This window comes from Aeromicrobium sp. Root472D3 (assembly GCF_001426485.1).
Lineage (GTDB): Bacteria > Actinomycetota > Actinomycetes > Propionibacteriales > Nocardioidaceae > Aeromicrobium.
Window position 1 is genome coordinate 644,680 of sequence record NZ_LMET01000001.1, and the last position, 22,237, is coordinate 666,916.

Consider the following 22,237-nt stretch of genomic DNA (forward strand, 5'->3'; position numbering starts at 1 on the left):
CTTTTCGTAGGAGCCGAAGAGGGCCGAGTACACCACAGCGCTATCTGTCACGAGTGTTTCGATTCGTCATGGATGAAGCCTTCCGCCAAACGGCGCGCAAAAGGTCAAGATCAGGGCGATGGGGCGGGAAGTCTGGGACCATCAGGGCTTCGATCTGCCCCAGGCTGAGGACGCTGGTTGAGAGGATATTCTCGCGGTCTTTGCGCTTCTCGACGAGAAGGCGAACTGCGCGCCCATGACCTGTCAGGGCTGCACGACCCTGATGGCGTCTAAAGGCCCAACAGGTCAGCAGAAGCTGAGAAAGGACGAACCGAGGCGCGATCTTGCACAGCAGTCTGGTGGGAACGTTCCGGTAGAGGACAAGCGGGAGGTTCTTCATCGTCTGATGTGTCGTGAAACCGTGTGATCTTGAGCTGGTCATGCCCATCACGTGGTGAACACGAGCCTTCGGGCAGTAGGTGATCTGCCACCCCGCGTGGCGGATCCGGAAGCTCAGGTCAATGTCCTCGAAGTACGCAAAGAAGTCCTCGTCGAACAGTCCGACCGCTCTTAGAGTGTCGGCTCTGAATAGGCAGGCAGCCCCACTCGCACCGAAGACGTCGGTCGGCGAGTCATATCGACCGTCGTCGACTTCTCCGCGACCCCGCGGGAACGCTAAGCCCCAAGTCGTAAAGCAGTCGCCAGCGCTGTCTAGCCGGGTGCCGTCGGCACTTAGGACCTTGCTGGTCGCCACGCCGACGTCAGGACGTTGCGCAAGTGTCGTAGCGAGCTCCTGCAGCCATCCTCGCTGAGCGACGGCATCATCGTTGAAGACTCCGACATACGTGAACCCTCTGCCCAAGGCCCACTGGACCCCCGGGTTTACGCCGCCAGCGTAACCCCGATTTGTGGAGTTCTCGATGATATGTACTGACGGGAAGGCGAACCTGACCTTCGAAATGGACCCGTCCGTCGAGGCGTTGTCGACAACTACAACCTGCGGAACGGGGTCCTGCGAGACAAGCGAATCGATCGCGTCGAGGAGCGCATCGCCTCCATTGAGGTTCGGTATGACGATGGCAGCGTGAAGAGTCACGTCGTAGCCGTCCTCCGGTTGAGGGGATCTTCCTCGGTCAGGACCGCCCGGTGAGTAGATGTGTAGCAGAGTTCGATCTGTCGATCGTTCAGGCCCAGATCGACGTTGTGGAGAGCCAAAGACTCACCCCCGGTACCCGGAATCGCGCGCACCGACGAAGCTTGGGGACGTACCTGGCGCGTCCTATAACGGTTCTCAATGGCGATCGAGTTCAACCAGACGTCGTCGGCCCTCGGGGCCTTGGTCAGAAACTGGCGTCCTTTCTCCCGAACGTGATGTAGGAAGGATGGCGGATAGAGCACGCCGCCGACACCCGTAGCGAAGGTTCGAAGACTTGCCTCGGACGACGTGCACTCCTGCCAGTCGATGTACGGCTCAATGTGGTCGTGTGCGATCCCTATGGTCCACCCGCGATGGCACAAGATGTCCTCTGGATGCGTTCGGTGCAGCTCAACAAGGTCTTCGAGCCAGGTCCTTGAAAGCATCGAATCGTCGTCCATGATTACCAGCGGAGATTCTGGGAAAGTGTCGAGGTCCTCGCTCACGTAGGGAAAGTACTTCTTGTGTGGTCCGAGATCCTGGCACTGTCGGATCTCTAGACCGCGACGCTCCAGCCGCCGAACGGAGTCCGGTAAGGGGCGGTCCTCATCTAGCCACAGCACGATGCGGGAGGGGAGGCGGCTTCCACGACCGACGCTTTCGATGGCGATGGCGACCACGTCGAGACGTGTGCCGTAGGAAGTCAGAGAAATAGTGGCACCCGAGTCGCCAAGTAAGGAGCGTCGGCTCCAGCGGCCCACCGTTCGGAGGTGCATACTCTGGCAGACCAGGCCCGCATAGCGGATGCGCTCATGAAGCGAGGGCTGCGAGCCGTTTTGGCTGGACTCGCGCAAAGGCTGCCTCAGGATCGCATGAGCATGGCTTCTGAACTTCAGCGATTCTTGCGTCCAGTCGATTGGCGACGGCTCTGGACAGTTCGCTGACTTCAGCGCACGCCGGCCGTAGCCGATGGCACGGCTCCACAGACCGGCGGCAACGACTGCGCGCCAAGTCCATGCCGTAATTCTGCTTGGTCGCCGACGCAGCTTGAACAAGTCGAACGTGTTGGTGACCCAGGCGTGGCTGACCGGACCTCCTGCGCCGCTGCCCGTTGAATCGCTCTGACCGATCCCATGTTCGGCCTTCGCCGATGTCAGAACTCGTATTGTGAAGCCGGCGTCGCGAACTCGGAGACATAGGTCGGTGTCCTCCGCATACATGAACCATCTCTCGCTTAACCCGCCCACGGCTTCCCAAGCCTCCCGCGAGACAAACATGCACGATCCAGAGACCCAGTCGACCTGACGCGAGTTTGGCACCTGGTCCGATCTCAGGAAGTGTCCTTCGAGCACTGGTAGGGCGCGAGCGAAGCGCGACAACCCACTCCAATGAGTCGCGACTCTCCAGAGCGTGGGTTCGCGCCCGGCCTCAAGCGTTTGCAGGCGCCCTTCGGGGTGCTCCACCAGCGGCGCAATGACTCCACTCGGAACTGGATCGTTGAACGCTTGTAGGCACACCTCAATTGACCGAGCAGAGATGTGAGCATCTGGATTGATGAGAAGCATGACGGGGGCGCGCGACGCTTGCGCCCCTATGTTGACGGCCTTGGCGAAGCCTAGGTTGGCGTCCATCGGCACAAGCAAGATCTCGGGAAAAAATTCTTTGATGTACGGGACGGACTCATCCGTGCTGCCGTTGTCGACGACGATGATCTCAACTCCGGGCACGGGTAGGAGTGACGCGAACAGCCGACCGAGGAGGTGACGACTATTGAAAGAGACGACGATGACGCTGAGACGAGGCGGCTCTAAATTCTGCGGCATCGACGAACCCTCTCTGGTGGCACTTGGGAAAGATGCAAAAAAGAATCCCTCTGACGGGCTTGTCCTCGCGATTGGACGCGGTCAGTCATTAACGAACTCCTCGGCTGCGTGCCGAATGGAGGACACCACCTGTGCCCACGTCAACGAAGATCCGTGCGCGCGAAGGGACTGAATGCGCTCTTGGGTCAATTCGGTCGACGCCTCATACGTCATCGCCTGTGCTATCGAGGCAACATCGGTTGGATCGGCATAGGTTGCGTGTATCCCCAAATTCTCGCGCATTACATCGATGTCGCTAACCACGACGGGTGTGCCCAGCGCCAAGGATTCGAGGGGCGGCATTCCGTAGCCCTCGTCCATCGACACGTAAACCGAAAGGCGTGCGTTCTGGTACAACCACTTCAGTTCGATATCGGTGACAAAGCCGGTGAATATCAAACGGCGGTCATTCACGGCTTCGTCTGAACCCGGGGGAAGGGCAGCCGAAGAGCCCTCTGCAGCGCCAACAACGACCAAAGGGAACTGGGGCGTGGCGAGATCAGCTTCGAGAGCGGCCGCAATCGTCCTTGCCAAGTTCTTGCGTGGCGTAAGTCTGCCGACCGCAAGCATGAAGCGTCTGCTGGTCAGCGTGCTGAATCCGTCAGTCGTGGGGGCTTCGAGCAGGCCGCCAGCAACGCTGATTCCCGCCGCCACGACAGGCGTTTCTCGAACAAAGCGCCGTATCCTTGAGGCTTCGTTTCTAGAGGACGCGATGACAACGTCTGAACGTCGTGCCAGCGGAATCATGGTTGAGAAGTAGATACGTTCCTTAATCGTGAACCACTCCGGGTTGGTCTTGAATAGAACATCGTGCAGAAATACTGCGGAGTTCTTGCTCAGCGAGGCGAAGTTGTGAGAGATCACGAGATCCGGTTTGAAGGTCCGTGCTGCGTACGACGTCCCTAGCACCGCCAAGGCTGCTTGAGGCCTCATCCGCGAGGGCACTAACAGTGTCTCAGGTGCGACTTCTTTGCGGACATCTTCGAGGTGCCTGCGACGAACTACGAGGCATATGTGGTCGTCGGGGAACTCTGCGGCCCAGGCGATGACGACTTCGCGCATCACTCGGCGGACGGCCGCTGACCCGCTGCACCACCAGTAGGCATCGAACAGAACTCTCATGCGATCAGTTTCCGAGGGTGGGTGGCTTCGACCCGGGACGTTGTCGCGGCCTTGCTAGCTGAGTGCATCGGACTTAAGAAGTGTCTCGTAGTCGGCGCAGACGCCGTCCCAGCCATAGTGCAGACGCGAACGCTCCACCGCTTTCACACTTGCGTCGCCAGGATTGTCGAGCATGTCGCGAATGCTCCGTGCGATGTCGTTCGCCGACGGTTCGCAGAAGATGCCGGTGTCGCCTAGCACTTCACGGTTGTACACGGTGTCGCGTGCGACGACGGGAGCACCCGCAGCCATTGCCTGAACGAGCGCGGGGTTAGTTCCTCCGACGCTGTGGCCGTGGAAATAGGCGCCTGCATGCTGCCAAAGAGAAAACAGTCGTTGGTCGTCGCTTAGGTGTCCTAGCCAGTGGATCGTAGGAAATGCTGCGTCGAGTTCTCTAGCCTGGTCATCGAGCGGTCCGCCATCCGACCCTGACGATCCAACGATGACTACGTCAATTCCACTCTCTGCTAGGCCCACTGATGCCTTGAAGAACTCGCTGACAGTGTTCTCAGGGACGAACCGAGCGACCATGAGGACGTACTTTCCAGAGGACAGCCCCGATTCGACGGGGAGGTCCGGCACGGGGTCTCCGCCGTACGGGATGAACGTCCCGTCCCGTCCGAACTCCCGCAGCCAGAAATCTTGAATGGCTCTCGCATCGAAGACGAGATGGTCGGCGTGCTTGGCGGTGAGTCGCGCCCCCCACCTGAATACGGCTTTAGCGAGCCGCCCCCATTTAGCTCTGTGCCATTCGATGCCGTCAACATTCACGACAGTGCGAATGCCACGAAGTTTCAGAAGAGGTAGCCAAAATCCGTTAGCGACATTCATAACGAGTGTTACATCGGGCTTGTGTCTTACCGCGTGGATCACCGACGTAAGACCGAAGGAGAGCGTGCTTAACGAGTTGCTACTGATCCCCCGCGTCTCGACTGTCTGTACTGAGGGGTGGGTTGAAGGGTCATCGTTCCGGGTTGCTCCAGGGCGGCCATAAACGACGACGTTCCAGTTGTTGTCAGCCAAGAACGGAGCCAACCTTCTCACTGCCGTCTCAAATCCTCCGTAGTAACTGGGGTACCCGCGGGTTCCGACAATCGCCACTGATCGTGGCGCAGCTTTGCCGTGCTGGCGCGTCATTCAGTAGGCCCCTTCACTTCTTGTAACCGCCTTCAAGGTCCGCCACACGATCTGCAGGTCTCGCAACATTGACCAGTTCTCGACGTAGTCGAGGTCGAGTCGAACGGTCTCCTCCCACGTGAGGTCGGAACGCCCACTGATCTGCCACAGACCGGTAATGCCCTGTTTGACTAGGAGGCGGCGCTGGGTCGCTCCGTTGTACTGCTCCACCTCGCGGCCCAGAGGGGGGCGGGGTCCGACGACGCTCATATCGCCGCGGAGGACGTTGATGAACTGCGGGAGCTCGTCTAACGAGTAGCGGCGCAGAAATCGGCCGACCCGTGTGACGCGGGGGTCCGACCTCATCTTGAAGAGGGGGCCAGAGCCCTCGTTCCTCGCGGACAGATCGGCCACCTGGCGATCGGCGCCTTCGGCCATCGACCGAAACTTCAGCATGAAGAACGGCCTACCTCCAACCCCGATGCGCTCGCTTCGGTAAAGAACGGCCCCGGGGCTGTCGAGCTTCACCGCAACGGCGATAGCGAGCAGCAACGGCAGCATGGTGACGAGGAAGAGTAGAGCAAATGTCTTATCGAAGGCTGACTTCGCGAACTTCGCAGCGCCGGCGTAGGTGGGGCGCTCCAAGTGGATGAACGGCATGTTGGAGACGCCGCGAACGTGGATGCGGGGCCCCGCCACATCAAACACGTTCGGCGAAACCATGAGGTCGATCGCGGCACCTTCAAGCTGCCATGCGAGATCCTTAAGGCCGTCGTGCCCCAGGTGTTCGGTGTCGGTGACGATGACGGTGTCGGCTTCGGAAATCGACAGGGCTCCGACGAGGGATCGCTGAGTCCCCATGACAGGGATGAAAGCAGTAGGGACGTCGAGCCACTCGTTTCGAGCGCCTTGGCGATCAGGCACCCAGACGCCGGTAACCCGGTACCCATCTGCGTCGCCTGCGATGAACCCCTCGGCGATACGCTTGGCCGATCGGACCCCGCCTACGACCAAGACGCGCGAATGCGCGCGTCCGCGTGCGCGCTCCCGGCCTAACCAGTTGCGCCACGATTTGCGGGCGGCGAGGAGTCCAACGAGGCCGAGAGGAAATGCAATGGCGAGGTAACCGCGAGAAGCATCTAGCTTGAATAGCAACGAGAAGATGGCAACCATACCGAACACCGAGACGGTCGTTTTGGCGACGCGGGTGTATTCCTCGGCGCCGTGACCCACGATGCGTTGGTCGCGCGAGCCCGAGATGGTGAGAGCCACCCACCAGAGCGTGGCTACGAAGATGCCAAGCATCATGTAGGACGTCGGATAACTACCAAGGTTGATGGAATTGGATGCGTCTGCTCCAAAACGCAGCACCCCGGCAGTCGCTGTCGCAAATATCAGCACAAGCGCGTCGGTCACCCGAAGGCGGCTGGCGTACCCGCTTTGCCACGAGCTCTCCCGAGGGTTGAGCTCGCTGGCGGAGGCGGGTACTTCGGGGCCGGAGGGGATGGACGTCACGGTCATGTACGTCTCTCCGGGTGTACGGCTCTGAAGCGTCTTGAAACCGCGCGAATGATCAGTCATGCTGCCCCCCTCAAGCCTTGAACCCACCCTGGAGATTCCCCCGTGCTCCCAGGGTCACCTTACGGGTGGATGAGGGCCGTAGGACCCTTGTTCACCAGATGGTTACGTGCTGTCTGGGTGATTCGTGTCTCTTTCGAGTTGCGGAGACGCGTTGCGTAGGCAACTTCGGCCCAGGCCCTAGGCTGGCGGGGTGAGCACCAAGATCGCTGTTGTCGGGCTCGGCTACGTCGGGCTGTCCATCGCTGTGCTGCTGTCGCAGAGCAATGAGGTCGTCGGCCTCGAGATCGACGAGGGCAAGCTGCGCCTGCTCGAGCAGCGCAGGAGCCCCATCCACGACGCCGAGATCGAGCAGTTCCTCGGTCGCGATGACCTTGACCTGACGTTCACGAACGACCCCGCGACGGCCTACGCCGACGCCGAGTTCGTCGTCATCGCGACGCCGACCGACTACGACGAGCAGACCAACTACTTCAACACCCGCACCGTCGAGAGCGTCATCGCCGACGTCGTGAAGCTGGCGCCCGACGCGACGATGGTCATCAAGTCGACGATCCCCGTCGGCTTCGTGCTCGACGTCCGCAAGCGGCTCGCCACCGAGAACGTGCTGTTCTCGCCGGAGTTCCTGCGTGAGGGCAAGGCGCTCTACGACAACCTGCACCCGTCGCGCATCGTCGTCGGTGAGCGGAGCGACCGCGCGCAGCGCTTCGCCGACCTGCTGATGGAGGGGGCGGCCGAGAAGGGCTGCCCCGTCCTGCTGACCGAGCCCACCGAGGCCGAGGCGATCAAGCTGTTCGCCAACACCTACCTGGCGATGCGCGTGGCCTACTTCAACGAGCTCGACTCCTTCGCGATCAGCCACGGCCTGTCGTCACGTCAGATCATCGACGGCGTCGGCCTCGACCCGCGCATCGGCACGCACTACAACAACCCGTCGTTCGGCTACGGCGGCTACTGCCTGCCGAAGGACACCAAGCAGCTGCTGGCGAACTACCAAGACGTGCCGCAGACGCTGATCAGCGCGATCGTCGACGCCAACAGCACGCGCAAGGACTTCATCGCCACCGACATCCTCAGCCGCAACCCGCGGGTCGTCGGCATCCACCGGCTGATCATGAAGTCGGGCTCCGACAACTTCAGGGCCAGCAGCGTGCAGGGCATCATGAAGCGACTCAAGGCCAAGGGCATTCAGGTCGTCCTCTACGAGCCCGAGCTGGCCGAGGACGAGTTCTTCCACTCCCGGGTCATCCGCGACCTCGACGAGTTCAAGAAGGTCTCGGACGTCATCGTGGCCAACCGCCGCGTCGACGAGCTCGAGGACGTCCGCGAGCGCGTCTACACGCGCGACCTGTTCGGCTCCGACTGACGCACGAAGGCGGGATGTACTCCGCGTTGCGTCTAGTGCGAGGTGAGGTGTCGTTTGCCGCTGACGAGCGGCTTGGTCGGTCGACTCGAGCGCTGGTCATGCAGAGTGCTCATCAGTCGGCGAGCAGGAAGAACCACCGCGATTCGACTGATCTCGACCACAGCGAGGCAGATCATGAATGAAATGCCTAGGACAAGCGCGGCGAAAGCGCTCGGGAGCATCCGTAGGTTCATGTATCGGTAGAGGCGGGAACTCCGAAGTCATGACGCGGGGCAATATCACTGCGCCGCTCGTAATTTGGCCAGTCCGATGAACGGCAGGCGTTACCTCTCCCGCTCAATGTCGTTGAAGACGTCATGGAAACGGTGCTGTGGGTGACGCTGGTGATCGTGGGCGTCAATGTCCTCGTGGTCGCGGCGCTGTTCGCGCACTACGTGCGGGAGCGCCGCTCCGACGACGACAACCAAGCCGCGCGCATGGTCGACCTCGCCGAGCGGTTCGAGACGTTCAGCCAACGCCGCGACTCGATCGCCGCTTGAACCTGCTGTCAGCGGTGCTTCGGACTGTGCGGGCAGGCGCTGCCGTACTTGACCTTGCAGCGGACCCTGCGACGGAACCGTCTAAGCGAGTGCGCGATCGCCATGGGCGGGCACCTTCGAACGGGCTGCAGCGGCGGCCGGGCGGATGGCGACGTCATGCAGCGGCTCGGCTGAGCCCCTGCGACGGTGCGAGCGCTCGTCGAGCACCACGATGACGGTGACGACCGCGCCACTGACCCCCCAGACAGCAGCGAGCACGACGAAGAGCTCACTCATGCGGCGAACCTACTGACCGCATGTGTCAGAGGAGTGAACGTGTCACATCGGTCGGGTCAACTGCGCAGGCCGATCAGGCGGCGCGGTTCTCGTCATCGTCGTCGACGGGCTTCGAGCCCGTCGAGCCGGCGTGGAAGCCGGGGTCGGACGAGCCGGCGCGCAGTGCGGCCAGCAGGACGACGAACGCGACGAGGGCCACGACCGCGAGGCTCACGACCAGGACTGTCACCACCTGAGGCTACCGGGGTGCCGGGTCAGGACGGTCAGCCGGCGGTGCTGGCGGCGAGCTGTCGCGCGGGGGCGTGGGGGGCGTGTCGGACGTCCGCATCGGCCGACCGGTCGTGCGGCGCCTGCTCCGTCGCGAGCCGACGGAACGCTCGCTCGTCGACGGCGAAGATCGCGACGACCACGACGGCGCTGACTCCCCAGATGACGGCGACCGTCACCAACAGCATGTGAAACACACGAGACACGGTATCTCCTATCGTGCCCGCGCTGAATGGCCCGAAAGGACCATGTTGCAGGGAGGATGAGGGGATGCGAGTCCACCACCTCAGCTGCGGAACGTTCACCCCACCGCTCACCGGCACGATCGTCTGCCACGTCCTGCTGTGCGAGACCGACGACGGTCTCGTGCTCGTCGACACGGGGCTCGGGCTCGGCGACTACGCCGATCCGCGGCGCATGGGCCCGGCACGGCACCTGCTGAAGGTCGCGTCGACGCCGGCCGCCTCGGCCGTGCTGCAGCTGCAGGCGATGGGCTTCGACGCCACCGACGTCGTCCACGTCGTGGTGACGCACCTCGACTTCGACCACATCGGCGGCCTGTCCGACTTCCCGGCCGCGACCGTCCACACGACCGCCGACGAGCACGCCGCCGCGGTCACCGCGCCCGATGCGCTCGACCGCCGTCGCTACCGTCCGGCGCAGTGGGCGCACGGGCCCGCCTGGCAACTGCACGGTGGCCGCGGCGACACCTGGATGGCGGGGCTGACCGGCCACGAGGTGCTGCCCGGCATCACGCTCGTCCCCATGCCGGGGCACTCGCGCGGGCACGCGGCGGTCGCCGTCGACGCGGGGGAGCGGGGTCTGGTCGTCCACGCCGGCGACGCGGTCTTCGACGCCGCCTCGTACGCGGACACGACGCCGTCGGGACAGCCCCTCCAGCCGATGCGGAAGCTGCGGGCGTTCGAGCAGGCGGTGGGCCGCGACCGGGCTGCGATCGCCCGCAACCACCACACGCTGCGTCAGCTGAACGCGACGGACGGGGTCACGGTCGTCCCGGCGCACGACCCGAGGATCTTCGACGACGTCGCTGGGAGTGCCTAGCGACGTCGGAACGTCAGTGGCGGCCGGCGGCGCGGGGCGTCGTCGAGGACGAGGAGGGCTTCGCGTCGAGCGTCTGCTTCTTGTCCTTCAGGCCCCAGTCCTGACGAATGGTGCCCACGACGGTCTCGAACTCCTCGATGAGGCGCTTCTTCTCAGCTTCGTACGACATGGGATTCCCTCCGGTGACTACTGCTTACGGTAGGCCATCGACGGGGCGGCGGCGCCACAGGACGAGGTTATGAGCCACTCGAGGTGCCGCGACTCAGCGAGTGACGTCGACGGTCGCGAGTCCGAGATCGTGCCAGGCGTCGAGCAGTCGGCGATCGCCCGCGGCCGCGACCATGTCGACGTCGGACACCGCGACCGCGCTGGCGCAGTGGACGGCGTCGTAGCCGCGGAGGGCCTGGGTGTCGGACAGGCGAGCAGCGTGGGCGACCAACGTCTCGTCGACCGGCACGACGGAGATCTGCGACCAGACGTCGTCGAGGCGGGCGACAGCGGCCCGGTGGTCGGAACGGGTGATGCGTCCGGCGTGTCGAGCCGCGGCCAAGGCGGCTGCGCCCTCGACGTAGGCCAGCTGGCTCGTCACCACGTCGTCGGCGGTGTCCCACAGCGCGGCGCACGCGGGGCTGGACGGCTCGGCGATCAGCAGCGGGACCAGGACCGACGTGTCGAGGTAGGCGATCAACGACGCTGCTCGTCCAGCAGGTCGGACACCGTCCCGGCCGTCTGCAGGGGTGCCTGTGCGACCCGCTTGCTCCGGTGGGGCTCGCGGACGTGCCCCGCGGCCCGCAGCTGCTCGAGCTTCGTGGGTTGATCGACCGGGACGATGCGGGCCACCGGCTTGCCGTGGGACGTGATGGTGACGGTGTGGCCGTCCCTCACCAGGGCAAGCTGCTCGCTGAGAGAGTTGCGAAGCTCTCGGATGCCGACGTCCATGCCTGCTCCTTTGTGTACACAACTGACCAGTCGAGTGTATCTACATCGCCCAGGACGGGATTGACGATTTCCACACGGGACACCCGCCCTTCCGCCAAGATGTCGTGTCGGGGGTCGACAGGCTCAAGGGGCATGCAGTGGGACAGACCGGACGACAGATGCGTCAGCGCACCGTCAAGCGCATGAAGACGACGAACACCAAGCAGGGCAGAGCCCGTCCGGAACCGTCGCGCGGGGCGAAGCTGCGCTACTGGTTCGACGCCACGATGGCCCGCGGCACGTCCGCGCTGGTGGCATGGCTCGCCGTCGTGACGCTCGCGCTGATCATCGTGTTCACGGTCATCGTGCAGGTCACCGGTATGGAGCCCGGGTCGCCCAACGCCAAGGGCGGCTTCTTCGGGCAGATGCTCGCGACGCTGTTCCACGCGCTCGACCCCGGCACCGTCGCCGGCGACTCCGGCTCGTGGCGGTTCATCGCGACGATGCTGGTGCTGACCGTGGCCGGCCTGTTCATCGTCAGCGCCCTGATCGGCGTCATCGCCACCGGCATCGACGACAAGCTCGCCGAGCTGCGCCGCGGACGGTCACTGGTCATCGAGCGCGACCACACCGTCATCCTCGGCTGGTCCGACTCCGTGTTCGCGATCGTCCGCGAGCTGTCGATCGCCAACGAGAGCCGCAAGCGTCCGGCGATCGTGATCCTCGCCGAGCAGGACAAGGTCGACATGGAGGAGCAGATCCGCGAGAAGCTCGACGACCTGCGCGGCACCCGCGTCGTCTGCCGCACCGGCTCGGCCCTCGACCTCGGCGACCTCGCCCTCAGCAACCACTCGCTGGCCCGCTCGATCATCGTCCTGTCGCCCGGCGGCGACGAGCCCGACAGCGAGGTCATCAAGACCCTGCTCGCCCTGACCCACGACGGCGACGGGCCGCACATCGTCGCCGAGATCCAGGACCCGCAGAACCTCGAGGCCGCCCGCCTCGTCGGCGGCGACCGCACCGTCATCGTCGACAAGCGCGAGACCATCGCCCGCCTGATCGTCCAGACGTCCCGCCAGTCGGGCGCCGCCGCCGTCTACACCGAGCTGTTCGACTTCGACGGCGACGAGATCTACTTCCACTCCGACGCGTCGCTGTCGGGCAGCACCTTCGGCGAGGCGGTCGCCGCGTACGAGTCGGCGTCCGTCATCGGGCTCGTGTCGCCCGACGGCTACGTCGAGCTCAACCCCGCGATGGACACCGTCGTCGGCGGCAGCGAGCTGGTCGTCGTCGCCGAGGACGACTCGGTGCTGGCGAGCGCCGCCCGCAGCACCGCGGCCGTCGACGAGTCGCGCATCAACACCGCCCCCGTCGAGCCCGAGGCGCCGTCGAAGGTGCTGATGCTCGGCTGGAACGAGCGCGCCGCCACGGTCGTCCGCGAGCTCGACGAGTACGCGCAGGAGGGCTCGACGCTCGAGATCCTCACCGAGCTCGGCACCCCGGACGTCCCGACGCTGGCCAACCTGTCGGTCACCGTCACGCGCGGGCGGACGTCCGACCGGGCGACCCTCGACCGCTTCGACGTCCGCCAGTACGACCAGATCATCGTGCTCTGCTACTCCGACGAGCTGCCCGTGCAGCGCGCCGACGCCCGCACCCTCGTGACGCTGCTGCACCTGCGCGAGATGGTCGGCGACCGCGCCAAGGGCGAGCGGCCGTCCGTCGTCAGCGAGATGCTGGACGACCGCAACCGGGCCCTCGCCCAGGTCGCGCACGTCGACGACGTCATCGTCAGCGACGAGATCCTCAGCCTGATCCTGTCGCAGCTGTCGGAGAACGAGCGGCTCGAGGCGGTCTTCCAGGACCTGCTAGACGCCGACGGTGCCGAGATCTACCTGCGGCCCGCGCGCGACTACGTGCTCGAGGGCGAGCCGGTCACCTACGCGACGGTCGTCGCCTCGGCCGCGCGCCGCGGCGAGACCGCGCTCGGCTACCGCGTCTCGTCCGAGGCGGACGACGCCGACGCGAGCTTCGGCGTGTACGTCAACCCGGCCAAGTCGGCGCGGTTCGGCGTCCTGCCGGCCGACCGGGTCGTGGTGCTCGCGGAGGACTGAGGCGACGTCGCGCTTCCCCGACCGGGCGTGAGGTGTGCGCGGTAGGTTAGGACGTGCGATGGGTGCCGGCCGCTGGGCCCCTCGGCGGCGCGTGACCTGGCCGTCTCCCCGGCCGCCACGACGGCACCGTCGCAGGCGTGTTTCAGGGAGGGAGTCCCAGATGCGCCGACGTCCCCGGAGTCGCGCGACTCCGGGGACGTCCTGCATCGGGGCGGCTCAGCCGTAGTGGCCCGCCTCGACGTCGTCGAGCAGCGTCGGGCCGGTGGGCGTCCAGCCGAGCGTCTCGCGGGTGACGGCGCTCGACGCGGGGATGTCCATGCCGACGAGGCGACCCAGCCAGCCGAAGTGCGCGGCGGCGTCGTCCGGCGAGACCGACCGTGCGGGCAGGCCGAGACGGCGGCCCAAGGCCTCGGCGAGGTCGCGGATGGCCACGCCCTCCTCGGCGCTGCCGTGCAGCACCGACCCGGGGGCGGCCTTCTCGACCGCGAGCCGGAACAGGGTCGCGGCGTCGGAGCGGTGCACGGCCGGCCACCGGTTGCCGCCGTCGCCCACGTAGCCGGCGAAGCCCCGGTCGCGGGCGACCTGGGCCAGCGTCGCGACGAAGGCCCCGTCACCCTCGCCGTGGACGCTGGGCGAGAGTCGCACGATGGACGCCCGCACGCCGCGATCGGCGAACGCCAGGGCGGCGGCGGTGTTGGCGACGCGAGGTGCGGTGTGACCCTCGGGCAGGGCGACGTCCGCCTCGGTCGCCACGCGGCCGGGTGACAGGCCGGCGAGACCGGCCGCGACGACGAGCGTCGGGTCGTCGCCGCCCACGGAGGTGCCGAGGGCCTCGATCGCGACGCGGTCGGCCTCGGCCGCCTCGGCGAACCCGCCCGAGAAGGCCAGGTCGTGCTTGAACGCGAGGTGGACGACCGCGTCGGCGTCGGCAGCGGCCGACCGCAGGACGTCGAGGTCGTCGAGCGAGCCGCGGACGACCTGCGCGCCGAGGGACGTGACGGTGGCGGCGGACGCGTCGCTGCGGGCCAGGCCGGTGACCTGGTGGCCGGCGGCGACGAGCTCGGGGAGGACGGCGGAGCCGATGAAGCCGGATGCTCCGGTGACGAAGATGCGCATGGGATTCCTTGGGTGGACGAAGTGATGTCAGTGACTGACATGAACGGTAGCAGGTGATGTCAGGAACTGTCATCGCCTAGGATCGACGCATGAGCCGATGGGATCCGGATGCGAAGGGCCGCCTGGCCGAGGCCGCCCGCACCCTGTTCATCGAGCAGGGCTTCGACCGCACCACCGTCGCCGACATCGCGGCGCGCGCCGGTCTCACCGAGCGCACCTTCTTCCGCCACTTCACCGACAAGCGCGAGGTGCTGTTCGCCGGCGACATGCTGAGCGGGCGGATGTCCGACGTCGTCGCGTCCGCGCCGTCCGACCTCGCCCCCATCGAGGTCGTCACCCTGGCCGTCGAGGACGCCTGCGACGCGATCACGTCCAGCCCCGACTGGTCGCGCGACCGCGCGCGCATCGTCGCCGAGCACGCCGACCTGCGCGAGCGCGAGCTCGCCAAGATGGGAGTCCTGGCGGTGGCGCTCGCCGACGGGCTGCGCGCCAGGGACGTCCCGACGTCCACCGCGGTCGTCGCCGCCGAGCTCGGCGTGCTGGCCTTCCGGCTGGCGTACGAGCGCTGGGCCGTCGGGCCGAGGTCCGAGCGGCTGGCACCCATGGTGCGGGTCGTGCTGGCCGAGCTGGCGGACGTCGCCGGCCACCGCTGAGCGTCCGCGCCTGGAGCGCGGTCGAGCGTGAGGCCGCCCACGTTCGGTGGGATCGGGAACAGGACCGCCCGTAAGATGGTTGCAGCAAGCAATCGCCTTCCGCGTGCTTGCTCACGCGCTCTCTTGTCGCCCTCCTGATCGTGAAAGTTCTTCTGTGTCCTCCTCTGCCGTCCGCCGCACCCACTACTGGGTGACGTTCGCCGTCCTCGCCGTCTCCGTCGCGTCCTACACGCTGATGCAGTCGCTGACGATCCCCGTCCTCACCGAGCTCGAGACCGAGTTCAACACCGACCAGAACACCGTCACCTGGCTGCTCACCGGCTACCTGCTGTCGGCCTCGGTGTTCACCCCGATCATGGGTCGGCTCGGCGACGCCTACGGCAAGCAGCGGCTGCTCGTCATCTCCCTCGCCGCCCTCGCGATCGGCTCGCTCGGCGCCGCGCTGGCCCCGTCGATCGGCCTGCTGATCGCCGCCCGCGTCGTCCAGGGCGTCGGCGGCGGCGTGCTGCCGCTGGCCTTCGGCATCATCCGCGACGAGTTCCCGAAGGAGAAGATCGGCGGCGCCGTCAGCGTCGTCTCGTCGCTGCTCGCGGTCGGCTTCGGGGCCGGCATCGTGCTGGCCGGTCCGATCGTCGACGCCCTCGGGTTCCGCTGGCTGTTCTGGCTGCCGTTCATCGTCACGGCCGTCGCCGCCGTCGTCGCCGCGGTCGTCGTGCCCGAGTCGCCCGTCCGCACCCCCGGACGCATCGCGATCCTGCCCGCCGTGCTGCTGTCGGCCTGGCTCGTCGCGCTGCTGCTGGCCCTCAGCCAAGCCCCCGAGTGGGGCTGGGGCGACGTCAAGACCGTCGTCCTGCTGGTCGCCGCCATCGTCCTGCTCGGCGCATGGATCCGCACCGAGCTCGTCGTCGACGTCCCCCTCATCGACATGAAGATGATGCGCCTGCCCGGCGTCTGGACGACCAACCTCGTCGCCCTGCTGCTCGGCGTCGGCATGTACGCGTCGTTCGGCTTCATCCCGCAGTTCAACCAGACGCCCAGCGCCAACGGCTACGGCTTCGGCTCGTCGATCACCGAGTCGGGCCTGATCCTGCTGCCGTCCGCGATCATGACGTTCCTGACGGGCCTCGTCGCGGCGCCCATCGCCCGCCGCATCGGCCCCAAGACCGTCGTCGTCGTCGGCTCGGTGCTCGGCGCCGTCGGCATGTTCATGATGGCCGTCTGGCACGCCGAGCCGTGGCAGGTCGCGGCGTCCAACGCCGTCACCGGCACCGGCATCGGCCTGGCGTTCGCGTGCCTCGCCGGCCTCATCGTCGCCGCCGTCACCCCCGAGCAGACCGGTGTGGCCAGCGGCATGAACGCCAACATCCGCACCATCGGCGGATCGATCGGCACGGCCGTCATGGCCAGCATCGTCACGGCGCACTTCCTGCCCAGCGGCTTCCCGAAGGAGATCGGCTACACCGCCGGCTTCGTCGTGCTGGGTGGCGCGCTGCTCGCCGCCGCGATCGCCGGGCTCATGATCCCGTCGATGTCGGAGCAGGCCATCGAGGACAAGCTCGAGCAGGAGCGCCTCGACCGCGAGCTCGCGGTCATGGGTGCCTGACCCCTCCGTGAACCGTCCTGCAGGAGCCCGGTCGACCGTCGCGGTGCTGGCGGTCGGCACGGGCGCGTTCGGGCTCCTGCAGTCGCTGATCGTCCCGGTGCTCACCGAGGTGCAGGACCGCTTCGACACCGACCAGTCGACCGTCACGTGGGTGCTGACCGCGTACCTGCTGTCGGCCGCCGTCGCGACCCCGCTGATCGGGCGCATCGGGGACGCCGTCGGCAAGCAGCGGATGCTGGTCGTGACGCTGACACTGCTCGCGATCGGCTCGGCCATGGCCGCCGTGGCGCCCAGCATCGAGTGGATGATCGTCGCCCGCGTGGTGCAGGGGCTCGGCGGCGGCGTGCTGCCGCTGTCGTTCGGCATCGTCCGCGACGAGGTCTCGCCCGAGCGGTCGGGGACGGCCGTCGGCCTGCTCGCCTCGCTCGTGTCGGCCGCCTTCGGCATCGGCATCGTGCTGGCCGGGCCCATCGTCGACGGGCTCGGCTACCCGTGGCTGTTCTGGCTGCCGGCCATCGCGACGGCCCTGGCCGCGGTGGGCGCCGTCCTGTTCGTGCCCCGATCGCCCGTCACCGCGAGCGGACGCATCAGCGTCCTGCCGGCCCTGCTGCTGTCGGGGTGGCTCGTCGCGCTGCTGCTCGCGGTCAGCGAGGGCAACGACCGGGGGTGGACGTCCGCGACGATCCTCGGGCTGCTCGCCGCCGCCGCGGTGTTCTTCGTGGGCTGGATCGCGTCCGAGCGACGGGCCGCCGTCCCCCTCATCGACCTCGACCTGATGCGCGAGCGGGGTGTCTGGACGGCGAACGTCGTCGCCTTCGTCGCCGGCTTCGGGACGTTCGCGTCGCTTGGCTTCCTGCCCCAGCTGCTGCAGACCCCCACGTCGTCCGGCTACGGCTTCGGCGAGACGATCTCGCAGTCGGGCTGGGTGCTGCTGCCGTCGTCGGCGTCCGCGTTCGTGATGGGGTTCGTCGCACCGCGGCTCGTGCGGCGGCTCACCGCCCGTCGGGTCATCAGCATCGGCGCCGCGGCCAACGCCCTGGCCTTCGGCGGCATCGCGCTGTTCCACGACGAGCTGTGGCACATCAGCTCGCTCATGGTGCTGCAGGGCATCGGGATCGGCTGCATCGTGTCGAGCATGGCGGGCGTCGTGCTGGCGTCCGTGCCGTCGCACCAGACCGGGGTCGCCAGCGGCATGAACGCCAACATCCGGCTGATCGGCGGCTCGATCGGCACCGCCATGATGGGCGGCGTCATCACGGCCCGCACCGGGGCCGGCGGCTTCCCGCTCGAGGCGGGCTACCGCGACGGCTTCCTCGTGCTGTCGGTGGCGGCGATCGTCGCCGTCGGGCTCGCGCTGCTGATCCCGCGGGTGCCCGGACGTCATCACGGAAGCGGCACCGTACGTACTGAAGTGATGACGTCCGCGGTGGGCGCCTAGGACGTCATCACCGATGCGGTGACGCAGGTACCGATGTGATGACGTCCCCGATGGGGCGTAGGCGACGTCCTACGGCTTCTCGCCGGGCGCGCGCTCGACGCGGACCTCCGCCGAGTCTCGGCGGGCGCGGATCGCCAGCTGGGCGCGCTCGTCAGGGGGCTCGGCCATGTATGGAACTGCGAAGGGATCGGCCTCGGTGTGAGCGAGAAGCGAGGCCACTCGGTCCACTGTCCTGCCCTGGACTGCGGATACAGCAGAGCTGACGCGCTGCCCCGCGCCCGCCGTGACCGTGGTGGGATCGCTGGGCGAGATGGGAACGATCGAGTCAGGGCTCAAGGCAACCCATCCGGGCACGCTGGTGTACGCGCTGGCACGAAGCTTGGTCAGCACCATCACGTACTCCGTCCCTACCTTGTCGAGCGCAGGTTGCCCCTCCATCCGTAGGGGAGCGGTTGACGTCGCGTCGAAAACTGACCCATCCAGTCCGAGGGCGACGCGAGCGGGGGCGTCGGGCGCGCCCTGGCGAGACCACACGACTCTGCGGACGTCAAAGGACACCTGGCGCGGGATGTACCCCTCGCCCGCCTTCTTCTCCTCGTCGCTCGTATCCAGGTCGCGGGTGGAGGTCAGCTTCGCCACGACGACGTGGTCGCCGTATGTGACCCAGTCGCGCAGGGTCTCGCTGGGGAGAAGATTGAGTCCTTCGGCGGTCAAGGGTGTGGCTGAACTCGTGGCCGCGACCGGCGTCGGTGAGGCGTGGTCGGGCGCCCCGTGCCGGGCGGGCAAGGTGTACGAGAGTGCCCCGCAGAGCACTCCCGCGAGAGCGGTCATGGCCGCAGCAGAAGATGTCCTCATCATGTGCTCCGCATCTAGTAGGTCGCGTTGATGTTGTCGGAGTTGTTGTCACCCAGATACTTGTTGTCGTGGTCGTGCGCGGCGACCATGCATGCAAGTCGCGGGTCGGTCTGTCCGAGCGCCGGAAAGGCCTGTGCGCCGTGCGTGAGTCCCACAGCGTGGCCCGTCTCGTGGCAGGCGGCCATCCGATCGATCCCGGTACCTTCGCGGAATCGGATGTAGTGCTGGTCACAACGTTCGATGTCGGTGGCGTCGTTGCACCACGTCCGTCCGAGGGTGCTTGATGGGAGGCCGGTCGAGTCCTGTTGGTAGATGACGTCCGTCTCTCCGGAGCCGCTCGTGACTGGCGACGACACCTCCCCGGTGTTCAGGTGTGTCGCGTCATAGCTGCCCGTGAGACCCGCTCGGACAGACGCTTTCGTACCGGCGTTGACCGAGCTCTGGAGGTAGACGGACAACTCTGCGTTGTCGGTCTGGCAGTAGTAGGGATCGGACAAGCTCGCGCCGTGGCAGTACCACGACGTGTTCGACGTGCGAAACATGTTGTCGGTGACTGCGGCAGTGGCCGATCCGAGCGGCAGGCAGAGAGCGAAGATGCTCACGAGGCCCGTCATCATTGCGGGAACCCTGTGTCGTGTTGCTTGCCCGGTCCGTCGATCATCGCTCATGAGCGATGATCCGCTCGGGAGGCGCATTCTCGTCAAGACGATGAGCGAACATTGGCCGTCGTTGAAGCGAAAGTTGTCAGCGACGTGACAACAATTCGCGCCAGGTCAGCGGCCCGCGAGCTCCTCGAGCAGGTCGATGAACGGCTGGGCCGGGTGGGCGCGGTCGGGGCCGAGGTAGTGGTCGGCCCGCTCGCGGCGGACGCTCGCGAGAGGGTCCTTGCCGAGGGCAGCGTCGAGCGCGGCGTCGAGCTGCGCCAGACCGCGGTCGACGACGTACGCGGCCCGCGCGGTCGGGTGCGCCGCGCGGAACGCCTCGACGTCGTCGAACTGCGCGGCGTACATCACCAGCGGCTTCAGGCTCGCCATGAAGTCGACCACGATGCCCGAGATGTCGGAGACCATCGCGTGGACGGAGTTGAACGTCGCGATGAGCGGCTCGTCCATCGCGTCGACGCCGAACCGGTGCGGACGTCCGGTGGCGCGCGCGTCGGCCGCGAGCAGGTCGTTGACGCGGACGATCATCGCCTCGGCCTCGACGTGGTTCTGCCCCGCGAAGTGCCGGCGGAACACGACGGTGCACCCGCGGTCGAGCAGCGCCTGCACGATGCGGTCGGCCACCGCGAGCGACGAGACGTTGAGGGTGTCGTCGGCGTGCCGCCACGTGGGTGCGTAGAGGACCGACGGGTGCTTCGGCATCCGCCCGGCCCCGACGTCGATGCCCTCGGTCTGCGGACGCCCGATCACCCGGATGCGCTCGGGCGGCACCACCAGGCCCGCATCGGCGAACCGGTCGATCGCCGCCTGCCCCGCGACCGCGACGACGTCGTACGCCAGCACCCGCTCGGACGCGCTCATCGGCTTGTCGCTGTCGCCGTGACCGAGGAACACGTGGGTCGCGTCGGACGCCTCGATGAACTCGGTGTTGCTCGCCGCACCGTGCGGGTAGAGCGCGACCCGCACGCTCGGCGGGACGGTGCCCTGCACGATCGGCGTCGTCGGGTACGTCGTCGCGAGCTGCTCGAACAGGGCAGGCGTGCGCGCCACCACGACCCACGGGATGCCGGTGCGCTCGATCCACGGCGACCACATGCCGATGTGGTGGCCCGCGACACCGGCGTAGGGCATCGCGATGCGCGGCTCGAACGCGTCGACCGCGGCCCGCACCTCGGCGCAGCCGCTGCGATAGCGACGGAAGATCGCGGTGATCAGCCCCAGCACGGCCAGCCCCAGGAACGCCGCCGCGACCTGGAACACGGGCTGGAACACGATCGCCACGAGCGTCAGGACGACCGACAGCCCGGCTGCGACCGCCCACACGCGGAAGCGGAACGGCGGTGCCTGCCGCACCCAGATCGGCTGGCCCGGCACGTGCGCCGCCAGTGGGGGACGGGCGACGGCACCGGAACGGGCGAGGGGAGCGGTCGCCAGCCCGAGGGCCAGGATCACGAGGGCGACGACGATCACGCCACGACTCTAGCCGTCCGACCGGTTGGGACCCTCCCACCACGGGTACCTGACGGGCAGGGCCGCCAAGGGTCCTCCCGAGGAGCGTGCAGACATGTCAGAGCCCACCCGACGTCCCGTCGTCGTCGTCACCGGCGGCAGTGCCGGCATCGGCCGAGCGGCGGTGCGCGAGTTCGCCACGGCCGGCTACGACGTCGCGATCATCGCCCGCGGCCAGGCCGGCATCGACGGCGCGGTCGCCGACGTCGAGGAGCTCGGCGGGACGGCCCTCGGGCTGTCGGTCGACGTCTCCAAGATCGACGACGTCGAGGCGGCGACCGACCGCATCGAGGCCGAGCTCGGCGAGATCGACGTGTGGGTCAACAACGCCTTCGTCGGCTCGCTGGCACCGTTCTGGGAGACGTCCCCCGACGAGTTCGAGCGGATGACCGACGTCACCTACTACGGCCAGGTCAACGGCACCCGGGCGGCGCTGCGCGTCATGCGCGCCCGTGACCGCGGCGCGATCGTCAACATCTCGTCGTCGCTGGCGCACCGCGCGATCCCGCTGCAGTCGGCGTACTGCGGGGCCAAGCACGCCGTGAAGGGCTTCACCGAGTCGGTGCGGGTCGAGCTGCGGGCGTCGGGCAGCAACGTCACGATCGGCCTCGTGACGCTGCCGGGCGTCAACACGACGCAGTTCAACTGGAACCTCAACCGCATGCCCGACCACCCGCAGCCCGTCGCGCCGATCCTCGAGCCCGAGACCGTCGCCAAGGCCATCGTGTCGGCCGCGCAGCACCCTCGTCGCAACACGTGGGTCGGCATCGCGACGGCGTACACCGTGCTCGGCAACCGTCTCGCGCCGTCGTTCCTCGACTGGTACCTCGCGCGGACGGGCATCGACGGCCAGCAGACCGACGAGGACGCCCCGCGCTGGGGCTCCAATCTGTTCGAGCCGCAGGACGAGGACGTCGACCGCGGCGCCCGCGGGCCGTTCTCCGACAAGTCGGGCACGTTCGACCCCGTGTCGCTGGTGTCGCGCAAGGCCGCCGCGCTCAAGTCGCGCATCGGCCTCTGACGGCCTC

The 22,237-nt window shown here is 66.9% G+C and carries 23 protein-coding genes; 8 read left to right on the plus strand and 15 right to left on the minus strand.

Annotation, left to right across the window (positions count from 1 at the left end; translation table 11 throughout):
- Positions 1-40 precede the first annotated feature (40 nt).
- From ASD10_RS03215 to ASD10_RS03230, 5 genes are all read right to left on the minus strand, one after another.
- The gene (locus ASD10_RS03215) at positions 41-1,075 is read right to left on the minus strand and encodes a glycosyltransferase family 2 protein (RefSeq protein ID WP_056604547.1); all 1,035 of its coding nucleotides are present in this window, start codon (positions 1,073-1,075) and stop codon (positions 41-43) included.
- Positions 1,072-2,937, minus strand: a complete 1,866-nt coding sequence (locus ASD10_RS18235; RefSeq protein WP_082555992.1) for a glycosyltransferase family 2 protein — start codon at positions 2,935-2,937, stop codon at positions 1,072-1,074. The genes ASD10_RS03215 and ASD10_RS18235 overlap by 4 nt, the downstream gene beginning before the upstream one ends.
- 81 nt (positions 2,938-3,018) lie before the next feature.
- Positions 3,019-4,098, minus strand: a complete 1,080-nt coding sequence (locus ASD10_RS18240; protein ID WP_082555993.1) for a glycosyltransferase family 1 protein — start codon at positions 4,096-4,098, stop codon at positions 3,019-3,021.
- A gap of 54 nt (positions 4,099-4,152) precedes the next feature.
- Positions 4,153-5,274: a DUF1972 domain-containing protein gene (locus ASD10_RS18245; protein WP_082555994.1), complete on the minus strand. Its 1,122-nt coding sequence runs from the start codon at positions 5,272-5,274 to the stop codon at positions 4,153-4,155.
- Positions 5,275-6,834: a sugar transferase gene (locus ASD10_RS03230; protein WP_200938118.1), complete on the minus strand. Its 1,560-nt coding sequence runs from the start codon at positions 6,832-6,834 to the stop codon at positions 5,275-5,277.
- A 190-nt stretch (positions 6,835-7,024) separates the two neighbouring features.
- Between ASD10_RS03230 and ASD10_RS03235 the strand changes: the two genes are divergently transcribed.
- Positions 7,025-8,197 carry a nucleotide sugar dehydrogenase gene (locus ASD10_RS03235; RefSeq protein ID WP_056604565.1) on the plus strand — a complete coding sequence of 391 codons (1,173 nt, stop codon included), beginning with the start codon at positions 7,025-7,027 and terminating at the stop codon, positions 8,195-8,197.
- A gap of 356 nt (positions 8,198-8,553) precedes the next feature.
- Complete coding sequence (locus ASD10_RS03240) at positions 8,554-8,736, plus strand: hypothetical protein (protein WP_056604566.1); 183 nt, start codon at positions 8,554-8,556, stop codon at positions 8,734-8,736.
- Between the two features lie 81 nt (positions 8,737-8,817).
- Here the strand turns inward: ASD10_RS03240 and ASD10_RS03245 are convergent, their stop codons facing one another.
- The 3 genes from ASD10_RS03245 to ASD10_RS03250 all read right to left on the minus strand — a co-directional run bounded on the left by ASD10_RS03245 (position 8,818) and on the right by ASD10_RS03250 (position 9,476).
- The gene (locus ASD10_RS03245; protein ID WP_056604568.1) at positions 8,818-9,012 is read right to left on the minus strand and encodes a hypothetical protein; all 195 of its coding nucleotides are present in this window, start codon (positions 9,010-9,012) and stop codon (positions 8,818-8,820) included.
- A gap of 73 nt (positions 9,013-9,085) precedes the next feature.
- The gene (locus tag ASD10_RS18620; protein WP_157432428.1) at positions 9,086-9,241 is read right to left on the minus strand and encodes a hypothetical protein; all 156 of its coding nucleotides are present in this window, start codon (positions 9,239-9,241) and stop codon (positions 9,086-9,088) included.
- A gap of 34 nt (positions 9,242-9,275) precedes the next feature.
- On the minus strand, positions 9,276-9,476 hold the full coding sequence (locus ASD10_RS03250; protein WP_235501746.1) for a hypothetical protein: 201 nt from the start codon (positions 9,474-9,476) through the stop codon (positions 9,276-9,278).
- Between the two features lie 73 nt (positions 9,477-9,549).
- On the opposite strand from ASD10_RS03250, the gene ASD10_RS03255 reads away from it, so the two are divergent.
- Positions 9,550-10,341, plus strand: coding sequence for an MBL fold metallo-hydrolase (locus ASD10_RS03255; protein WP_056604573.1), 792 nt, complete (start codon positions 9,550-9,552; stop codon positions 10,339-10,341).
- A 13-nt stretch (positions 10,342-10,354) separates the two neighbouring features.
- Here ASD10_RS03255 and ASD10_RS18625 read toward each other — a convergent pair whose 3' ends face one another.
- From ASD10_RS18625 to ASD10_RS03265, 3 genes are all read right to left on the minus strand, one after another.
- The gene (locus ASD10_RS18625) at positions 10,355-10,510 is read right to left on the minus strand and encodes a hypothetical protein (protein WP_157432429.1); all 156 of its coding nucleotides are present in this window, start codon (positions 10,508-10,510) and stop codon (positions 10,355-10,357) included.
- Positions 10,511-10,603: 93 nt separating this feature from the next.
- A complete protein-coding gene (locus ASD10_RS03260) occupies positions 10,604-11,029 on the minus strand; it encodes a type II toxin-antitoxin system VapC family toxin (RefSeq protein WP_056604582.1) in 426 nt (141 codons plus the stop codon).
- Positions 11,026-11,280, minus strand: a complete 255-nt coding sequence (locus ASD10_RS03265) for a type II toxin-antitoxin system Phd/YefM family antitoxin (protein ID WP_056604585.1) — start codon at positions 11,278-11,280, stop codon at positions 11,026-11,028. The genes ASD10_RS03260 and ASD10_RS03265 overlap by 4 nt, the downstream gene beginning before the upstream one ends.
- A 182-nt stretch (positions 11,281-11,462) precedes the next feature.
- Between ASD10_RS03265 and ASD10_RS03270 the strand changes: the two genes are divergently transcribed.
- The gene (locus tag ASD10_RS03270) at positions 11,463-13,373 is read left to right on the plus strand and encodes an NAD-binding protein (protein ID WP_082556245.1); all 1,911 of its coding nucleotides are present in this window, start codon (positions 11,463-11,465) and stop codon (positions 13,371-13,373) included.
- Positions 13,374-13,589: 216 nt separating this feature from the next.
- Here the strand turns inward: ASD10_RS03270 and ASD10_RS03275 are convergent, their stop codons facing one another.
- Positions 13,590-14,489 carry an SDR family oxidoreductase gene (locus ASD10_RS03275; RefSeq protein ID WP_056604589.1) on the minus strand — a complete coding sequence of 300 codons (900 nt, stop codon included), beginning with the start codon at positions 14,487-14,489 and terminating at the stop codon, positions 13,590-13,592.
- An 89-nt stretch (positions 14,490-14,578) separates the two neighbouring features.
- On the opposite strand from ASD10_RS03275, the gene ASD10_RS03280 reads away from it, so the two are divergent.
- The 3 genes from ASD10_RS03280 to ASD10_RS03290 all read left to right on the plus strand — a co-directional run bounded on the left by ASD10_RS03280 (position 14,579) and on the right by ASD10_RS03290 (position 18,183).
- A complete protein-coding gene (locus tag ASD10_RS03280) occupies positions 14,579-15,142 on the plus strand; it encodes a TetR/AcrR family transcriptional regulator (RefSeq protein WP_056604596.1) in 564 nt (187 codons plus the stop codon).
- Between the two features lie 154 nt (positions 15,143-15,296).
- Positions 15,297-16,745: an MFS transporter gene (locus tag ASD10_RS03285; protein ID WP_056604599.1), complete on the plus strand. Its 1,449-nt coding sequence runs from the start codon at positions 15,297-15,299 to the stop codon at positions 16,743-16,745.
- Positions 16,738-18,183 carry an MFS transporter gene (locus tag ASD10_RS03290; RefSeq protein WP_082555995.1) on the plus strand — a complete coding sequence of 482 codons (1,446 nt, stop codon included), beginning with the start codon at positions 16,738-16,740 and terminating at the stop codon, positions 18,181-18,183. The genes ASD10_RS03285 and ASD10_RS03290 overlap by 8 nt, the downstream gene beginning before the upstream one ends.
- A 69-nt stretch (positions 18,184-18,252) precedes the next feature.
- On the opposite strand, the gene ASD10_RS03295 is transcribed toward ASD10_RS03290, so the two are convergent.
- From ASD10_RS03295 to ASD10_RS03305, 3 genes are all read right to left on the minus strand, one after another.
- Positions 18,253-19,014 (minus strand): hypothetical protein, encoded by a 762-nt coding sequence (locus ASD10_RS03295; RefSeq protein WP_056604606.1) that lies wholly within the window; start codon positions 19,012-19,014, stop codon positions 18,253-18,255.
- Positions 19,015-19,052: 38 nt separating this feature from the next.
- On the minus strand, positions 19,053-19,640 hold the full coding sequence (locus ASD10_RS03300) for a hypothetical protein (RefSeq protein ID WP_157432430.1): 588 nt from the start codon (positions 19,638-19,640) through the stop codon (positions 19,053-19,055).
- Positions 19,641-19,811: 171 nt separating this feature from the next.
- The gene (locus ASD10_RS03305; RefSeq protein WP_056604612.1) at positions 19,812-21,170 is read right to left on the minus strand and encodes a CDP-glycerol glycerophosphotransferase family protein; all 1,359 of its coding nucleotides are present in this window, start codon (positions 21,168-21,170) and stop codon (positions 19,812-19,814) included.
- Positions 21,171-21,264: 94 nt separating this feature from the next.
- Between ASD10_RS03305 and ASD10_RS03310 the strand changes: the two genes are divergently transcribed.
- Complete coding sequence (locus ASD10_RS03310) at positions 21,265-22,230, plus strand: SDR family oxidoreductase (protein WP_056604613.1); 966 nt, start codon at positions 21,265-21,267, stop codon at positions 22,228-22,230.
- The last annotated feature ends 7 nt before the right edge of the window (positions 22,231-22,237 follow it).